The 16,790-nt window shown below is 73.4% G+C and carries 11 protein-coding genes; 9 read left to right on the forward strand and 2 right to left on the reverse strand.

Annotation, left to right across the window (positions count from 1 at the left end; translation table 11 throughout):
* Window position 1: 1 nt before the first annotated feature.
* Window positions 2-895, reverse strand: a complete 894-nt coding sequence (locus FHX31_RS11015) for a WXG100 family type VII secretion target (RefSeq protein ID WP_184975978.1) — start codon at window positions 893-895, stop codon at window positions 2-4.
* Complete coding sequence (locus FHX31_RS11020) at window positions 892-1,302, reverse strand: YbaB/EbfC family nucleoid-associated protein (protein WP_013286990.1); 411 nt, start codon at window positions 1,300-1,302, stop codon at window positions 892-894. Before FHX31_RS11020 ends, FHX31_RS11015 begins: the two co-directional genes overlap by 4 nt.
* Window positions 1,303-1,554: 252 nt before the next feature.
* Here FHX31_RS11020 and FHX31_RS11025 point away from each other — a divergent pair, with 252 nt between their 5' ends.
* The 9 genes from FHX31_RS11025 (at window position 1,555) to FHX31_RS11065 (ending at window position 16,789) form a co-directional block, all read left to right on the forward strand.
* Complete coding sequence (locus tag FHX31_RS11025; protein WP_013286989.1) at window positions 1,555-1,875, forward strand: WXG100 family type VII secretion target; 321 nt, start codon at window positions 1,555-1,557, stop codon at window positions 1,873-1,875.
* Window positions 1,876-1,912: 37 nt separating this feature from the next.
* On the forward strand, window positions 1,913-2,215 hold the full coding sequence (locus FHX31_RS11030) for a WXG100 family type VII secretion target (RefSeq protein ID WP_013286988.1): 303 nt from the start codon (window positions 1,913-1,915) through the stop codon (window positions 2,213-2,215).
* Between the two features lie 123 nt (window positions 2,216-2,338).
* Window positions 2,339-3,187: a hypothetical protein gene (locus tag FHX31_RS11035; RefSeq protein WP_387030356.1), complete on the forward strand. Its 849-nt coding sequence runs from the start codon at window positions 2,339-2,341 to the stop codon at window positions 3,185-3,187.
* 42 nt (window positions 3,188-3,229) lie between these two features.
* A complete protein-coding gene (locus FHX31_RS11040) occupies window positions 3,230-6,586 on the forward strand; it encodes a hypothetical protein (RefSeq protein WP_184975983.1) in 3,357 nt (1,118 codons plus the stop codon).
* A 2-nt stretch (window positions 6,587-6,588) separates the two neighbouring features.
* Window positions 6,589-6,987 (forward strand): hypothetical protein, encoded by a 399-nt coding sequence (locus FHX31_RS11045; protein ID WP_013286984.1) that lies wholly within the window; start codon window positions 6,589-6,591, stop codon window positions 6,985-6,987.
* Window positions 6,984-10,943, forward strand: a complete 3,960-nt coding sequence (eccCa, locus tag FHX31_RS11050) for a type VII secretion protein EccCa (RefSeq protein ID WP_071094457.1) — start codon at window positions 6,984-6,986, stop codon at window positions 10,941-10,943. Before FHX31_RS11045 ends, eccCa begins: the two co-directional genes overlap by 4 nt.
* A 13-nt stretch (window positions 10,944-10,956) precedes the next feature.
* Window positions 10,957-12,366 carry a type VII secretion integral membrane protein EccD gene (eccD, locus tag FHX31_RS11055; protein WP_030268281.1) on the forward strand — a complete coding sequence of 470 codons (1,410 nt, stop codon included), beginning with the start codon at window positions 10,957-10,959 and terminating at the stop codon, window positions 12,364-12,366.
* Between the two features lie 6 nt (window positions 12,367-12,372).
* Complete coding sequence (gene eccB / locus FHX31_RS11060) at window positions 12,373-13,728, forward strand: type VII secretion protein EccB (protein ID WP_030268283.1); 1,356 nt, start codon at window positions 12,373-12,375, stop codon at window positions 13,726-13,728.
* Between the two features lie 7 nt (window positions 13,729-13,735).
* Window positions 13,736-16,789 carry a hypothetical protein gene (locus FHX31_RS11065; protein ID WP_184975986.1) on the forward strand — a complete coding sequence of 1,018 codons (3,054 nt, stop codon included), beginning with the start codon at window positions 13,736-13,738 and terminating at the stop codon, window positions 16,787-16,789.
* Window position 16,790: the final 1 nt, after the last annotated feature.

Here is a 16,790-nt window from a genome sequence, read left to right on the forward strand (position 1 = left end):
CTCAGGCGCCGGGGATGATCGGGGTGGGCGTGCCGTCGGGCGCGTAGCTCAGGTACAGCGGCTGGTAGCCGGGCGCGGTGGGGTCCACGGCCGGGTTCTCCTTGACGACGAAGAACCGGCCCTGTCCGGGATCGATCGCCCTGCCGTCCGGCGTGGTGACGGGTGTGCCGGTCAGCGGAGTGATCGAGTCGTAGAGGTTCGCGTCCACCCGGGTGCTGCCGTCCTCGAACGGGTTGAGCGCGATCAGCCGGTACCCCTCGGGCAGCGGCCGGCCGCCGACGTGCGCGGTCGCGTACTCCGGCCGCACGGAGTAGGACGAGATGGCCGGAGTGGCGGCGGTGAGCGGGGTCAGCGCCTCGGCGTGCTCCAGCGGCAGCAGCGGCGTGCCCTGCTGCTGCGGGAGGAGCCTCGCCCGCTCGGCGACCGGCTCACCGGCCGGCTCGCCGACCGCCAGGCGGCGGGACAGCAGATGGGGCCGGCGCGGCTCACCCTCCGCCGTGGGCTCCAGCACCGGGCCCGCCACCGTCCGCCTCGCGTACGTGGGTCCGTCCAGGCCGTCGAAGTCCTTGGCCATCTTCCGGCTGACGTCCAGGGCGGCCTCGTCCGCCTCCCGGTACGCCCGGCCGCTCTCCTTGAGGCCCTGGGCGGTGTAGTGCAGGGTGCCCTTGACGCCGCCGATGATCGCTTCGAGGTTGTCCAGGCCCTGGAGGAACTTGGTCGAGAACTGCTCGCCCATGTCGTCGTCGCCCCAGGCGTCGGCGTACCGGGCGCGCAGGGCGGTCAGCTGGGAGAGGTAGGACTCGTAGAGCTGCACGTGCGACTCGTACGCCTTGCCGAGCCCCTCCACGCCGTCCGGGTCGACCCACAGCCGCCCGCCGGGATTGTTGCTGATCATTCGGGCCCCCGGGTCAGGAGTTCCCGCACGCTCGTCACCATGCGGGGTTCCTTGGGCAGGAACGCGTCGGCCCCGGCCTGGCCCCGGACCAGCTTGTGGGCGTCGAGGCCGTCCGGCAGCATCGGCGCGAGCACGTCGGCCGCCTGGTTCATCACCTGTTCCTTGGCGTCGGCGTAGGTGTCCATGATGAGCCGCGTCAGGTCGGCGGTGGTGAGCCGCTTGTGGGCGCCGGAGGGGAACTGGATGTCGGTCAGCACGCCGTTCTGGCCGACGGTGACGCTCACCTCGCGGCGCGGTGACGTCGCGGTGGCCGAGAGCGCGCTCATCCGGGCCTGCATCTCGGCGAGGCTGGTGCGCTGCCGTTCGTACTCCTGGAACAGGCCTTCGATGCGCTCGCTGTAGTTCACGACGGACCACTCCCTCGACGTCGCGGTCCAGTGAAGACGCCACGACCGTCGCGTCGGAACTCCGGCCGGGGATCAGTGCATGAAAGTGCAACCACTCTTCCCGGGCTGTCGGCCGGTGGCGGCGGTTGCGGGGGCGCTGCCGTGCAATGTTGGGTGACGTTCGGACATGGTGGCGCGACCGGGTTGCCGCGGGGCGCGGCCGCGGATCAACACTCTTCCCTGCCACCTTTCCCTGACATGAGGAGTCCGGCCGTGACGATGCCGACCGTCAGTACCACCGAAGAGGGTATGCAGCGGGCTGCCCAGGAGTTCTCCGACAAGGCCACCGCCTTCACCGGCCAGCTGCGGGCCGTGAACGGGCAGATGGCCATCCTGATCTCCTCCTGGACCGGCCAGGCGTCGCAGGGCTTCAACCAGGCGATGGACAACTGGGAGAACGCGTTCCAGCGGGTGATCAACGAGCTGCTGAACATGCTCGAGGTCATGGGCGTGACCACCAAGGGCTACCAGACGGCCGAGGACGAGGCGTCGAGCGTGGCCAACTCCTTCGGCGCCGCCCTGCCGGGCATCTGAGCCGTACCCCGACCCCCGATCTCCCGAGAGGACTGACGTGTCCAACTACACCTTCGACTTCGTGCAGGCAGACGCCGTGCTGACCGACATGAACCGCATCAACGGCCAGATCCAGTCGTCGCTGGAGGAGATGGAGCGCACTGTCGAGGCCAGCCTCGCCCAGTGGACCGGTGCCGCCCAGGAGCAGTACAAGGTCTCGAAGCTGGCCTGGAACCAGGCGGCCGACTCGATGGTCGGCTACCTGGAGCAGGCCCGCATGACGCTGCTGCAGATCTCGGACAACTACGGCACCACCGAGCAGCGTCACGCCATGATCTGGAACGACGTCCGCGGCGGCTGAACCGCCGGACGGCCGCCGCGGACGCGGCGTGGCGGCCGGCGTCGTCCGTCCCCGGCCCGGTGAGCTAGACGACCCGGGCCGCTGGGGTCTGTGCCAGCGTTCCGCCGTCGACACCCGAGTGGAGTGAGCTCCTTGGCCCGCATTGACTGGGGATACCCCAACGACAAAGCCATCAGCGCGATGAACGCCTACGGCATGGGCGACGCCGCCATCGGAAAGCCGGAGGGCACCACCCAGGCGGCGTACGACTCCTGGATGGCCTTCTACAACAAGCACCAGAACAACCGCACCGGGGTGAACTACGAGCGGTGGAAGGACGAGGTCCGCGCCGAGCATCCGGAGTGGATCGAGGCCCGCGAGTGGTACGACAAGAACATCCTCGACACCGACGGCTGGCGGAACCTCGTCAAGACGTACAAGGACAAGATCACCGACCCGTCGAACGTGACGCCGCCCGCGTTCACCGACAAGTCCGACTGGATCGACGAGGACAAGACCCCGACGAACTCGGGCTTCACCCCGCCGGGAATCAACCCGACGTTCAAGGGTGACACCGCCTCGACCAGCGGGGTCGCGGTGAACACCGCCGCGCTGGAGTGGTTCGCCAAGGAGATCCTGGGCAAGATCACCGGCGCCGGGAACACCCTGCTCACCACGGCTGACCAGGTGGGCGCGATCGACCCGCGTCCCGGTGCCTTCGCCCGGGCCGAGGTGCTGCGGCAGGCGGTCGTCGGGGCGACGGCCCAGGACGGCGGCGTCAAGGGCGACATGAAGGACATGCTCGTCAACATGAACACCGCTCTCCTCGCGGTGCAGACCGCCCTGCTGAAGATGGCCGCGGACTACCGGAACCTCGAAGAACTCAACGCGCTGACCACCGACAAGCTCGGCGAGATCATGGGTGACTCCTTCAAGGGCCTGGACAACCTGAGCACCTACGGCCAGAAGATCATCAAGACCGACGGCAACTGACGCGGGCGGACAGGTCCGGCAGCTCGCGAAGAGGGACGGGGCATGGGAAACGGTCTCGGCGACACCAAGCTCGACGGGTGGAACGACCCGGCGGAGCCGGAAGGAACCTTCCCCCCGAAGGTGATCCCCGTCGGCGACCTGTACGACTACCGGACCTGGGCGACCGAGACCCGGGGCTGGCGCAAGCTCATGGCCTCGGTCAACGGCGGCGCCGCGGTGTTCAGCGAGGAGGGCCTGAAGTACGCGGCCGGCCGCGTCAACGTGGGGTCGGTGGTCGAGGCCGCCCGGGCCTTCCAGGCGACGCAGGACCTGCTGATCTGGCTCGAACAGACCATCCGCACCGCCGTCGCCTCGATGGTCGGCGACGACAAGGCGTGGAAGGGTCCGGCGGCCAACGGGTTCCGGGACAAGATGAACTTCTACGCCGACCTGCTCGGCAAGCAGGCCGAGCACCTCGCCGGCGGCGCGGTTCCGGACTCCACCACGGCGGCCAACAGCATCAACTCCTCGACCAACGTCACGTCGCTGCCGTCGCAGCTCTACGACGCCGCCAACCACCTCTCCTGGGCCCAGCAGACGATCTCCTACCTGGACGGCGCCTGGGCGACGATCGCCTCCCAGAACGGCGTCGGCAGCGGCAGCGGTCCGGTGCCGATCAGCGGCACCGAGTACGAGAAGCCGATGGCCCAGCAGATGGCCGATGTCGTCCACACGGTCGCCGAGCAGTACAAGATGACCACCGACAAGGCGGGGACGTCCGGCATCACCATGCCGACGCCCAGCATCACCACGCCGACGATGCCGAACTTCACGACGCCGAACCTCACGACGCCGAACCTCACACCCCCGCCGACACTGACCCCGCCGGGGTTCACCCCGCCACCCGTCGGCGGCATCACCACGCCGGGGTTCACCACGCCGCCGAACATCACAGTGCCCACCATCACGCCCCCGAACCTGGCCGGCATCGGTGGTCCGGGCTCCGGCCAGGGGCCGGGCGGCGTCACCCCGCCGTCGTTCTCCGGCCCCGGCGAGATCGGCGGTCCCACCCCCGGCGGCGGCAGCGGGCTGCCCGGATTCGACGCGCCGGGCATCAACGGGCCGGGGGGCGTCGGCTTCCCGGGCGTCGGCGTACCGGGTGGGGGCGGCCTGCCTGGCGGGCTCGGTTCCGGTGTCGTACCGCCGGGCGTCAAGCCGCCCGGCTCGGCCAACCTCGGTGGCGGGGCGGGCGGCGCCGGCTCGGTCAAGCCGCCGTCGTTCTCCGGGCCGGGTGAGGTGGGCGGCCCGAAGCCCGGGGCGGGCACGGGCACGGGAACCGGCATCGGCAGACCGGGCGGCGGGTTCACCGCGCCGAGCATCCCGGGATTCGGCCCGCCCGGCGGCGCCGGCCCCGGCGCGGGCGGCAGCCCCGGACTGCCGGAGAAGCCGGACGCGAACGGGCTGCTCGGCAACAGCGACGACTTCGCCCCCGGCACCGTCGGCGGTGTGGACATCCCGGCCGCCCCCGGTGGCGCCGTGCCCGGTGGCGGTGGCTTCCAGTCGCCGATGATGCCGGGCATGCCCGGCGCGGGCGCGCCCGGTGCCGGTGCCGGTGGCGGCTCCGGTGTCCCCGAGGCGCCGGACGCCAAGGGCCTGGTGGAGGGCGACGAGGCGGACTGGCGGTCACCCGGGTTCGACGGTGTGCAGGTTCCCGGCGCACCGGCCGGCGCCTCGTCCGGCGGTGCCGGGCTGGGTGCCCCGATGCCGGCCGTGCCCGGCATGCCGGGGCCCGCGGGCGGAGCCAACAACCCCGCTGGGGCCGAGTCGCCCGACGCCCGGGGACTCGTCAGCGGCGACCCCGAGACCTGGGGACCGGTGGGCGTGGACGCGGGCGTGCCGGACGGGTCGGCCGGTGCGCCGGCCGGTGGCGACGGGCTCGGCGTCGACGGTCCGCAGATCCCCGCCGGCCCGCCCGTGGCCCCGGGCGTCGGCGTCGACTCGCCCGTCGCGGCGGCGCCGTCCGGAGCCGCCATGCCGATGATGCCCGGCGCGCCGGGCGCGCCGGGCGCCGGTGCGGGCACGCCCGGCGGGGGCGTGCCGGACGCACCCGACGCCTCCGGGCTGATCGAGGCGGACATCGACGACTGGCGCCCGTCGACCCCAGACGCCGCAGGACCGCAGGCGCCCGCGGGCGCAGGTGCGGGCGGCACCGGGCTGGTGGAGCCGCCTCCCTCCGCGCCGCTGATCGCCGGTGCGACGCCGCCGATCGCGGGTGTGGTGCCGCCGGTGGCCGGCCCGCCGGGCGGCAACGCACCCGCCGGGACCACGCCCCGGACCGCGCCCGACGCGTCCGGCCTGATCCGGCCCGACGAGACCGACTGGACCCCGGCCGGACCGGGTGACTTCGCGCCGGAGGCGGGCGACGGCACGACGGCCGGTGGCGCAGGCCTTGACAGATCCGCGCCGGTCGCCGACGTGTCCGGCCCGCAGCCGGGGCCGGGGGGCGGCACGGCGGACCTCGACGGTTCCGTGCCGGTCACCGGTGTGCCGGGCGCGCAAGCGGGTCCGGACGGTCCGCCGGCCGGTCCGGATCCGGGTGTGCCGGAGGCCGCCGTCGAGGAACCGGCCGCGCCGGACGTTCCGGCAGCGCCCGTGTCCGGCACCGGCGGTACGTCGCCGGGTGCACCCGTACCCGAGGTGATCGCACCGCCGACGGCGGTGGAGGTGCCGACTGTGGTCGACCTGTCCCCGGCGGCGGAACCGCAGCCGCAGGCCGAGCCGCCCGCGGCCGTCGCGCCGCCGCCGGCCGTCGCGCCGCCTCCGGCCGACGTGCCGCCGGCGGTCGGCGGTGTCGTGGCGGCTCCGGTGATCGTCGGCCACCCGGGCCAGCCAGGGCAGCCGAGCCTGCCCGCCCAGACGGCCACGCCGAACCCGTCCGGGCAGCCGAACCCGCCCGCGCAGTCGAACCCGTCGGTCTCGCCGGGAGGCGGCAGTCCGGAGGGGACGCACCGGAAGGCCGGCGTCGCCGCTGCCGTCGCCGACGGTGAGGTTGCCGTCGCCGTCCCCGGCGCACTCGGCCTGGCCGGCGCCGCCGCCGTGGCCGGACTCGCCGGTCCCGGCCCGCAGCCCTCCGGTCGCGCGACGCCCGGCGCGGACCCCGACGAGCCGGCCCGCGCCGGTACGGTCCGGGGTCGCTCCGATCGCGACGACGACCGCGAGCCCGGCGCCGACCGGGAGCCCGCCGCCGGCCTGCGCGAGGACGACGCCGTCTGGGGCGGTGACCGCGCCCGGCCGGCCGCCGACGACCACGTTCCGCTGGTCCGGCCGGACGACGACCCGGACGACACGACGGACTGGGACGACCTCAGCGACGCGGACTGGCTGACCGGTACGTCAGCGGACGACGGCAGGGAAGGGTGACCATGTCGGAGACACCGCAGCCCCCGCGCGCCGTGTGGCGGCGGGTCACGCCCGCGAAGGCGCCCCGGCCGGCCGGCGGCACGTTCGACTTCTTCAGCGCCGACCTGGAGAAGATGCGCCGGTGCGGCGAGCCCGGCGTCAGCGACGCCGAGTTCACGACGTCGCTGGCCGAGGAGGAGAAGGCGGCGGCCGCCCGCGCCGAGGCGTTCTGGGCCGAGCAGGAGCGACGCCGCAGGGACGAGGAGGAGCGGGCGGAGAAGGAGAAGAAGCGCCAGGCCGAGGAGGACGACGACGTCAAGGTGGCCGAGCGCTACCGCAACGACCGCTACGCGGTGAAGCTGCTGCGCCAGGAGCGCACCGTCTGGGGCGGCGACGGCGCCGACGCGGGGACGATCGGATGAGTACGGTCACCGTCAAGCGCCCGCCCCGCGCGCCCGGCCCGGAGGCGCCGGAAGGCTCGATCGAGCTCCAGGAGCCGCCGCTGATGGCGGAGGAGGCCCCGCTCGACTTCCGCTCGTTCGCGATGGTCGTGCCGATGGGCCTCGGCATGGGCGCGATGCTCGCCATGTTCGGCCTCTACAACCGCACCCCCGTGATGTACGTGATGGGCGGCGCGATGGCCGGCGGCATGCTGCTCATGGGCGTCATGCAGATCGGCCGGGCGGCCGCCGAGCGCAAGCGCAAGATGCGCGGCGAGCGGCGCGACTTCCTCCGCTACATCGGGCAGTTGCGCAAGCAGGCCCGCGAGGCGGCCGACCAGCAGCGCCGCCACGTGCTGTGGAACAACCCGCAGCCGGGCTGGCTGTGGTCGATCGCGATGGGCAGCCGGCTGTGGGAGCGCCGGCCCAGCCACGACGACTTCGGCCGGGTCCGGATCGGTCTCGGCCGGCAGACCGCGATGCTGAAGTTCAACCCGCCGTCCACCAAGCCGATCGAGGACCTCGAACCGCTGTCGTCGATCTCGCTGCGGCGGTTCTCCGAGGCGTACCGGACGGTGTCCGGCATCCCCACCTCCGTCGGCCTGCCGAGCTTCACCAGCGTCGAGTTCGAGGGCGCGATCGACCCGGCGATCGACCTGGCCCGCGCCATGGTGGCGCAACTCGCCACGTTCCACGCCCCGGACGAGCTGCGGATCGCGGTGCTCGCCGCCGAGGTGCACCGGGGCCCGTGGGAGTGGGTCAAGTGGCTGCCGCACAACGCGCACCCCACCGCGTACGACGCGGCAGGTCCGGTCCGGATGTTCGCCGGCAGCCACGACGCACTGATGGACATGCTCGGCCCGGAGATCACCGACCGGGGCGACCACGACCGGGCCGTCAGGCCGACCACCAGCGAGCCGTTCCTGGTGATCGTCGCGCATCTGGTGGACCTGCCGGACAGCTCCCGCCTGCTCGGCGCGGGCATCCGCAACGTGGTGCTGCTCGACCTGACCGGCGCGATGCCCGGCGGCCCCAAGGTGCTGCGGCTGACAGTCACCGACGACGTCGTGGAGTTCCCGGCCGGCGCCACGACCGGCTCGGCCAAGCGGGACGGCCTGGACCAGACCCAGTGCGAGGCGCTCGCCCGCATCATCGCGCCGAAGCGGACCAGCGGCACGCTGGAGGTCTCCGACGAGCCGCTGGACACCAGCTTCGAACTGACCACGCTGCTCGGCATCCGCGACGCCATGACCTTCGACGTGCAGGCCCTGTGGCGTACCCGCACACCGCAACGCAACCGCCTCATGGTGCCGATCGGCGTCACCGAGGAGGGCGAGGTCATCGAGCTGGACCTGAAGGAGTCCGCGCAGGGCGGCATGGGGCCGCACGGCCTGCTCATCGGCGCCACCGGCTCGGGCAAGTCGGAGCTGCTGCGTACCCTCGTCTGCGGCCTGGCCGCGACGCACAGCTCGGAGATCCTCAACCTGGTGCTGGTCGACTTCAAGGGCGGCGCCACCTTCCTCGGCATGGACAAGCTGCCGCACACCTCGGCGGTGATCACCAACCTGGCCGACGAGCTGCCGCTGGTCGACCGGATGCAGGACGCGCTGAACGGCGAGATGACCCGGCGGCAGGAGATGCTGCGCGCGAGCGGTTACGCCTCGCTGTTCGACTACGAGAAGGCGCGCGGCAACGGTGCCCAGCTCGTGCCCTTCCCGGTGCTGCTGATCATCGTGGACGAGTTCAGCGAGCTGCTGTCCAGCAAGAGCGAGTTCATGGACCTGTTCGTGTCCATCGGCCGGCTCGGCCGGTCGCTCGGCGTGCACCTGCTGCTCGCCTCCCAGCGCCTGGACGAGGGGCGGATCAACCGGGTCGAGGGACACCTGTCGTACCGGCTGGCGCTGCGCACGTTCTCCTCCATGGAGTCGCGGTCGGTGATCGGCGTGGGCGCGGCGTACGAGCTGCCGCCCGAGCCCGGCAACGGCTACCTGAAGGTGGACACCACGAACCTGGTGCGCTTCAAGGCGGCGTACGTCTCCGGCGCGTACACCGGAAGTGGACGCCGCGGCGGCGTCGCGGACGCCGGGGACGAGCCCACCGCGGACGTGGTGCCGTTCACCACCCGGCAGGTCGCGGTGCGCCACGACCCCGGGCCGGAGCGCCCGGCCGAGCAGGTCGAGGAGCCCGCCGCCGACGCGAACGGGCCGAGCCTGGTCGAGGTGCTGCTGGACCGGCTCGCCGGCTCGGGCCCACCGGCCCGCCAGGTCTGGCTGCCGCCGCTGTCCAGCGCGCCCAGCCTGGACTCGCTCATGCCGAGTGTGCTGCCCGACCCGGTACGCGGCATGACCATCGACGACCCGGCCGTCCAGGGCGGCCTGCGGGTGCCGGTGGGCGTGGTGGACCGGCCCGCCGAGCAGCTGCGCGAGCTGCTGGTGGTCGACCTGAACGGCGCGGACGGCCACGTCGGCATCGCGGGCGCCCCGCAGAGCGGCAAGTCGACGCTGCTGCGCAGCCTGATCCTGGCGCTGTCGCTGGCGAACACGCCGCGCGAGGTGCAGTTCTACGGCCTCGACTTCGGCGGCGGTGGTCTCGCCTCGATCGCCGGCCTGCCGCACGTCGGCTCGATCGCGACCCGGATGGAACGCGACCGCGTCGTCCGGACGGTCGAGGAGGTCCTCCAGGTCATGGAGAGGCGCGAGGCCGAGTTCGCGCGGCACGGCCTCGACTCCATGACCAGCTACCTGGCCAGGGTCGCCGACGGGGTGATCGAGGACGGCTTCGGGCACGTCTTCCTGGTCATCGACGGCTGGTACACGATGAAGCAGGACTTCCAGGAACTGGAGCAGAAGTTCCAGGAACTCGCCTCGCGGGGCCTGTCCTTCGGCGTGCACGTGATCGTCACCGCGACCCGCTGGTCGGAGCTGCGTACCTGGATGCGGGACCTGCTCGGCACGAAGCTGGAGCTGCGGCTCGGCGACGCGATGGAGTCCGAGCACGGCTCCCGCAAGGCGGCCACCGTGCCCAACCAGGTCGGCCGCGGCCTCACCGCGGGGGCGCTGCACTTCCTGGCCGCGCTGCCCCGGATGGACGGCAGCTCCGAGGTGGGCGACCTGGCCGAGGCCACCAAGTCGGTGGTCGAGGAGATCGGCACGTTCTGGCCCGGCCCGGCCGCCCCGCCGGTACGGATGCTTCCGGCGCACCTGATGGTCGAGACGCTGCCGCCGCCCGAGTCCGACTTCAAGTTCGTCATCGGCCAGGACGAGCAGCGTCTCGCCCCGGTCTGGCACGACTTCATGACCACCCCGCACATGCTGGTCCTCGGTGACAGCGAGACCGGCAAGACCAACCTGCTGCGGCTCGTGCTGCGGTCCATCCAGCAGCACTACCCGCCGGAGCGGGCGAAGGTCGTGCTCGGCGACTCGCGCCGAGACCTGGACACCGCGATCGGCGCCGCGTACCAGGTGGGCTTCGCGTTCACCGGTGACAAGATGCACGAGCTGGCCGGCCAGGCGTCGGTCTCGATGAACCGGCGGATGCCCGGGGCGGACGTCTCGTCCGAGCGGATGCGCAAGCGCGACTGGTGGGAGGGGCCGGAGCTGTTCGTCATCGTCGACGACTACGACCTGATGACCAAGAGCACCGGGATGGGCTCGACGCTCGACCCGCTCCTGCCGCTGCTGGCCCAGGGCGCCTACATCGGCCTGCACGTGATCGTCGCGCGGAGCACCTCCGGCGCGATGCGGGCCATGATGGACCCGGTGATCCGGCGGATGTGGGAGCTGGGCACGCCCGCGACGCTCTTCTCCTACCCCAAGGAGGAGGGCAAGTTCCTCGGCGAGGCGAAGCCCCGTCAACTGCCGCCCGGGCGCGCCCAGCTCGTCACCCGGCGCGGCGTACGCCTGATGCAGACCGGTTTCGTGTCGGACACGGCCCGATGAGAGAGGCTCGCTGGTGACCGCAGCGCTGAACGACCAACTGTGCCGGATCACGGTGATCGGGCCGGCCCGCCGGGCCGACCTGGCCGTGCCGGCCCGGATGCCGGTGGCGAACCTGATGCCGCTGCTGGTGCGGCACACCACCGACGTGGCCCGGGTGCCCGACGGCGAGGTGCCCGACGAGTCGTGGGTGCTGCAACGCCTCGGCCAGCCGCCGTTCGAGCTGTCCGGCACGCCGGAGAGCCTGGACTGGCTGGAGGGCGAGGAACTGCACCTGCGCCCGGCACAGGACCCGCTGCCCGAACTCGACTTCGACGACCTGGCCGAGGGCGTCGCCACTGTGGTGAACCGGCGGGCCGACAGGTGGCAGCCGGAGTACCGCCGGGTGCTGTTCCTCGTCCTCTCCCTGGTGGCGATGGGCCTGATCGCCGCCGTACTCGTGGACCGGGGGCCGGTGCTGCCCCAGGTGATCGCCGGCGCGGTGCTCGCGGCCGGGCTGTTCACCGCGGCGATCGTCAGCGCCCGCCAGCAGACCGACGGCGCGTTCCCGCTGCTGTTCGGCGGCGGCGCGGCGTTCTTCGCGGCCGTCGCCGCGTCCAGCGCCGTCGACGGCGACCCGGACGGCGTGGCCTGGACCGCCGCCGCCGGGCTGGCCGCCGCCGTCGCGGTCGTCGCGGTGACCGCGTTCCTGCTGATCGCGCAGCGTACGGTCACGCCGGTCATGCCGTTCGCCCCGCTGCTGATCGTCGCGCTGACCGCCGCAATGGTGGTGCTCGTGCTGCTGGCCGGTGACGGCTTCGCGCTCACCGCGCCGCAGGTCTCCGCGGTGGCCGTGTCGGTGATCCTGGTGCTGATCGTGATCGCGCCCCGGGCGGCGGTGAAGCTGGCCCGGCTGCGCGGACCGCAGCTGCCCAAGACCGGCGCCGACATGTCGTACGACATCGAGCCGGAGGACTCCGACCTGGTCAAGTCGCGCGCGGACGAGGCGGACACCTACCTGACCGCCTGCATGACCGCGTCCGCCCTGGTCCTGCCGGTGCTGATGCACCACACCATGCGGGTGCCGGGCTGGTCCGGGTGGACACTCGTGCTGGTGACATCGAGTGCAATCCTGTTGCGCTCGCGTACCTTCTTCGGGTTCTGGCAGCGGGTCGCCCTGGTGGCGGCCGGTACCGTCGGCTACCTCATGGTGGCCCTGATGTTCTCCGACAAGCTCGCCCCGACCGGCCGGTACGTCCTGCTCGGCGGGCTCGTCGCCCTTCTGGTGCCGCTGGTGATGGCCGCGCTGCGGCCGTGGCCGCGGCGCATGCTGCCGTTCTGGGAGTACACCGCCGGCGGGCTGGACGTCGCGACCGGCCTGGTCGTGCTGCCGGTGCTCGCTCAGGTGCTGGGGCTCTACGCCTGGGCCCGCGGACTCTTCGGGTAGCCGGCGGTGCAGACCCAGCGCGACCACGTCCACGCCCACCAGTTCATGATGGGCCGGTTGAGTTCAGCCCTGGTGCAGGGCGACCCGTCCACGGCGGAGATTCCCGGGCAGCGTGCCGTCACCGGCCTGGCCTTCGGCGTGCTCATCAGCGTCCTGGTCGTGGCCGGGTTCGCCGTCTACGGCTGGATCGTCCCGGGCGGCAGCAAGGCGTACACCAAGAGCGGTGTGATCCTGGTGGAGAAGGAGAGCGGCAACCGGTACGTCTACCTCGACGGCGTGCTGCGCCCGACGCCGAACCTGACCTCGGCCATGCTGATCCAGGGCAGTGGCGCAACCGTGAAGCTGATCTCCAAGGAGTCGATCAAGGACGTTCCGCGCGGACCGTCGATCGGCATCGACGGCGCCCCGCAGTCGGTCGCCACCGGGTCGATGGTCGCCGGCCCGTGGCTGGCCTGCCTGCCCGGCTCGGTCACCGACGAGCCCGGCGACCGCCTCGGCCTCAACCTCGACCCGCGCGCCGAGGCCGTCCCGCTGCCGGCCGACCGCTTCGCCGTCGTCCGCGCCGCCGACGGACCCACCTACCTGGTGACCGCCGGCCGCAGGCACCGGGTGGCCGACCCGGCGGTGCTCGCCGCGCTCGGCGCCACCACCACCCGCAAGGTGCCCGCCCCGCAGGACTGGCTCGACTTCCTGCCCGACGGACCGGACCTGGCGCCGGCCGAGATCCCCGGCGAAGGCCGCTCCGGTCGGGTCGGCGACCGCTCGTACCCGATCGGCACGCTGTTCCGGCAGCGGCCCGACACCGGCGCGGAGCAACTGCTGGTGCTGCGCCGCGACGGCCTCGCGCCGCTGAGCCGTACCGAGTTCCTGCTGGCCACCGCCACCTCCGGGGAGGAGCCGGTGGAGCTGAGCGCCGCCGACCTCGCCGCGGCCCGGATGTCGGCCGACCGGTCGCTGCTCACGCGGCTGCCCGACCTGACCGGCCTCACCCCGCAGGAACCCGGCCCGTACGCGCTGTGCCTGCGCCAGAGCGCGGTGGACGGGACGCGGTTCGACAGCACCGCGGTGCTCGTCCCGCTGGCCCGCTCCGGCGTCCGCCCCGACGGCCGCACGACGGTGCTCCTGGCGCCCGGCAGCGGCATGGCGGTGCTCCCGGCGCCGGTCGGCCCCGGTGCGGCGCAACCCCTGCCCACGTACATCGCGGACGACGGAAAGGCGTACCCGATCGGCGACCAGGACGCGGTACGGGCGCTGAAGCTCGACCGGGTCGTGAACGTTCCCTTCCCGAGGGAGCTGCTCGCGCTGGTGCCCCAGGGCCCGGCGCTGGGCATGAGGGCCCTCGCGGCCGCAGAAGTGGGGTAGGTCGATCATGGCAACCCGGATCCGGGACCTGTTCGGCGGCGGCAAGGACCGTCCCGAGGGCGTCGTCCAGCACACCGTCGGCAACGCCCTCGTGGTGCACGCCGAGGACGCCATCAGTCCCGAGGCCCAGTCGCTGGCGCTGTCCGTGATCGAGGACGCGGAGAACGACGTCGTCGTGCTCGACCTCGGCGACGGCATGCCGATCAGCGCGTGGGAGGCGATGGCCGGGGTGCTGCCGCGCCGCCGTCGCGGCATCCGGCTCATCGCCTGCGGCCGGCACGGCAACTCCGCGGCGATGGCCGGTCAGTGGCTCTCCGAACGCCTCAACCGCACCGTCATCGCCCCGGACGGCGACCTGGTACGCGGCTCCGCCGGAACGCTGTTCGTCCACTCCGCACCGGGCAGCGGCTGGGTGCGGTTCCGGCCCGGCCGTCCGCCCGCCTGGGACGCCAAGCGCTACCCGACGCCGCGATGGGACCGGGCCGCGATCGACACCCGGCCGTCCAGCGCCACCGCCGAGATCGAGCCGATCCCGGCCGGGGTCTGGATCCACAGCAACCGCGACCCACAGGTGGTCGACCCGCAACGGCAGCGGCTCACCGCGTACGTGCCCTGCCAGGCGGAGACGATGACCGTGCTGCTGGGCTGCCCCGGCACGCCGCCGCTGTCGCTCGACGACGTGGTGCGCTTCTGGCGCGGACTCGACGAGGAGAACCGCCAGCGGGTGCGCTTCGTGCAGTTCGGCGAGGTCCGGATCCCCGAGGGCGAGGCGTTCGGCCAGGCGCTCGCCGACCTGCTGAACACCGACGTCACCTGCTACACCGGCGTACCGATCGGCAGCCCGCACCGGTACGAGATCCGTACCGTTCTGCCGGACGGGGCGTTCGGCTGGGCGCCGTACGCGCTCGAACTGTCCTACACGCCCCGGGCGCACCCCAACTCGCGGGCCCGCCGCCCCACTGTGCTCAGCCACCGTCCGCCGCTGGCCGGTGCCGAGGAGGTCGCGCCCCGGGTCTACTGGTTCGCCCCCGGCGCGGTGGTCGAGGTGGTGCAGACCGGCCTCTGGGTACGCTCCACCGCCGAGCCGAAGAACGCCGAGCAGGTCCGGTCCGCGATGCTCGACGCGGGCAGCGGCACGCTCGTCTTCGACGACACCGTCCACTCCACCGCCCACCGGATGCGGGAGCTGGCGCTCGACCTGGCCGCACGCGTCGACGGCATGGCCGGTACGAGCCGCGCGCTGATGCCCGCGTCGGTGCTGGTGCCCGGCGCGAAACCGGCCAGCCGGGCCGAGGTGGTCATCGACCTGGAGACCGAGATGCGGGCGGTGGGCGCGACCGTGCCGGTGCCCGCGTACGTGGAGGTCGCCCCGCCCGCGCCTGTCGCACCGCCCGCGGCGGACAGTGTGGTGGTCGCCGTTCCCGCGCCGGTCCCGCCCCTCCCCGCCGACCGGGAACAACCGGCCGTACCGCCCGCGGTGCCGCTTCCGGTCGCGCCCGCACTGCCGCCGCCCCCTGTTGCGCCGCTCGCGTCCGAGTTGCCGGCTCCGCCCGTGGTGCCGCTCGTGTCCGCGCTCCCGGCTCCGCCCGCGGTGCCGCTCCCGGCAGCGCCGCCGGTCGTCTCCGAGCCGCCTGCGCTGCCGGTCGTGGCGGAGCTGCCGGAACCGCCCGCCGTGCCGCTCGTCTCCGAGCTGCCCGCACCGCCTGCGCCGCCGGTCGTGTCCGAGCTGCCGCCTCCACCTGCTGTGCCACTGCCGACAGCACCGCCGGTGGTGCCCGTGGTGGTGTCCGCACCCACGCCGCCGATCGCCGCCGGTGAGCCGGTCACGCCCGCCGTGCCTGCCGCACCTGCCGCACCTGCCGGGCCTGGCGCCGCCGACGGACCGGTGGTCGCCGCCGACTCCGGGAGCGGGCCCTCGGCGGCACCCGTCGAGGACGCCGGACACGACACGTACCCCGCGCCGCCCACCATGCCGGCGGGCTTCGGCGAGCCGGCGCCGCCGACCATGCCCGCCGGTTTCGGCCAGGCGCTCGCGACGCCGCCGGTGGCGGCCGGGCCGGCGGCGCCGGTCGCGGCCCTGCCGTCGCTGCCTGCCGTCGCGGTCGACCTGCCGCCCGCCCCGCCCGCCGGAGCCGGTCCGTCGCACGTGGCCGCGCCCGCGCGGACCGCCGAGCCCGACGGACAGGCCGAGCCGTCGAACGCCGCCACGCCGTCGGAGAACGCCGAACCGTCGGAGGTGGCCGCCGAGGCGCGGGTGCAGCCGGTGCCGTCGGCCGGCGCGGGCGCGCTGCTGTCGGAGAAGAAGGGGCTCGCCGACGAGCGCGCATGGCTGCGCCGCACGCTCAGCCGCGAGTTCGACGTGATGGCCAGCTCGGTGTCCCGGATCATGTCCGAGCACCCGGGCATGCAGGGCTCGGGCGTGTCCACCGAGGACGTGCTCGCCGACTCGGTAGCGCTGCGGCTCTATCTGACCGGTCGCGGACCGGGTGTCGACGCGGGTCTGCGCTCCGGCCGCAAGGGGCCGCACGTGCCGTTCGCGCGTTGCGTGGTGGCCGGCGTCTCCCGGATGCCGTCGTTCCGGGGCACCACCGTCTACCGGCTGTCGCCGACCGCCGGGGAGTGGGCGCTCTACCAGGACCGGCGGCTGGTGACCGACTGGAGCTTCGTCAACGCGCTGACCCAGCCGTGCGCGTCCGAGGACGGCGACACCGACGTGCTGATCTGGTCGATGACCGCCCGCCGGACCAGCCTGCTGGAGCCGGAGGGGGACGAACACGTCGAGGACCGGGTGCTGTTCCTGCCCGGTACGAACTTCAAGGTGCTGGACCTGCGCCGGCCCGCCGAGGGTGAGCGCGGCGCGGTCCTGCTGCGGGAGATCGGCGCCAACGAGATCGACGACACCGGCCGGGTCGACTCCAACCGGGTGTCGCTCGACGAGCTGGCGATCACGTCGCTGCGGCGCAGCGTGGACCGCTGGGCCACGGCCGAGCCCCGGGTACGCATCGGCGCGGCGGCCCGCGGGCGCCTACGGGTGCTGCCCGGGCTGGACCGGAAGGGATGAC

The sequence above is a fragment of the Micromonospora sp. CNZ286 genome (assembly GCF_014207755.1).

Bases quoted from the DNA above. Each gene is read 5' to 3' on its own strand.
- FHX31_RS11015 (WP_184975978.1), bottom strand. From the start codon at position 895: ATGATCAGCAACAATCCCGGCGGGCGGCTGTGGGTCGACCCGGACGGC.
- FHX31_RS11040 (WP_184975983.1), top strand. From the start codon at position 3,230: ATGGGAAACGGTCTCGGCGACACCAAGCTCGACGGGTGGAACGACCCG.
- FHX31_RS11045 (WP_013286984.1), top strand. From the start codon at position 6,589: ATGTCGGAGACACCGCAGCCCCCGCGCGCCGTGTGGCGGCGGGTCACG.
- eccCa (WP_071094457.1), top strand. From the start codon at position 6,984: ATGAGTACGGTCACCGTCAAGCGCCCGCCCCGCGCGCCCGGCCCGGAG.
- FHX31_RS11065 (WP_184975986.1), top strand. From the start codon at position 13,736: ATGGCAACCCGGATCCGGGACCTGTTCGGCGGCGGCAAGGACCGTCCC.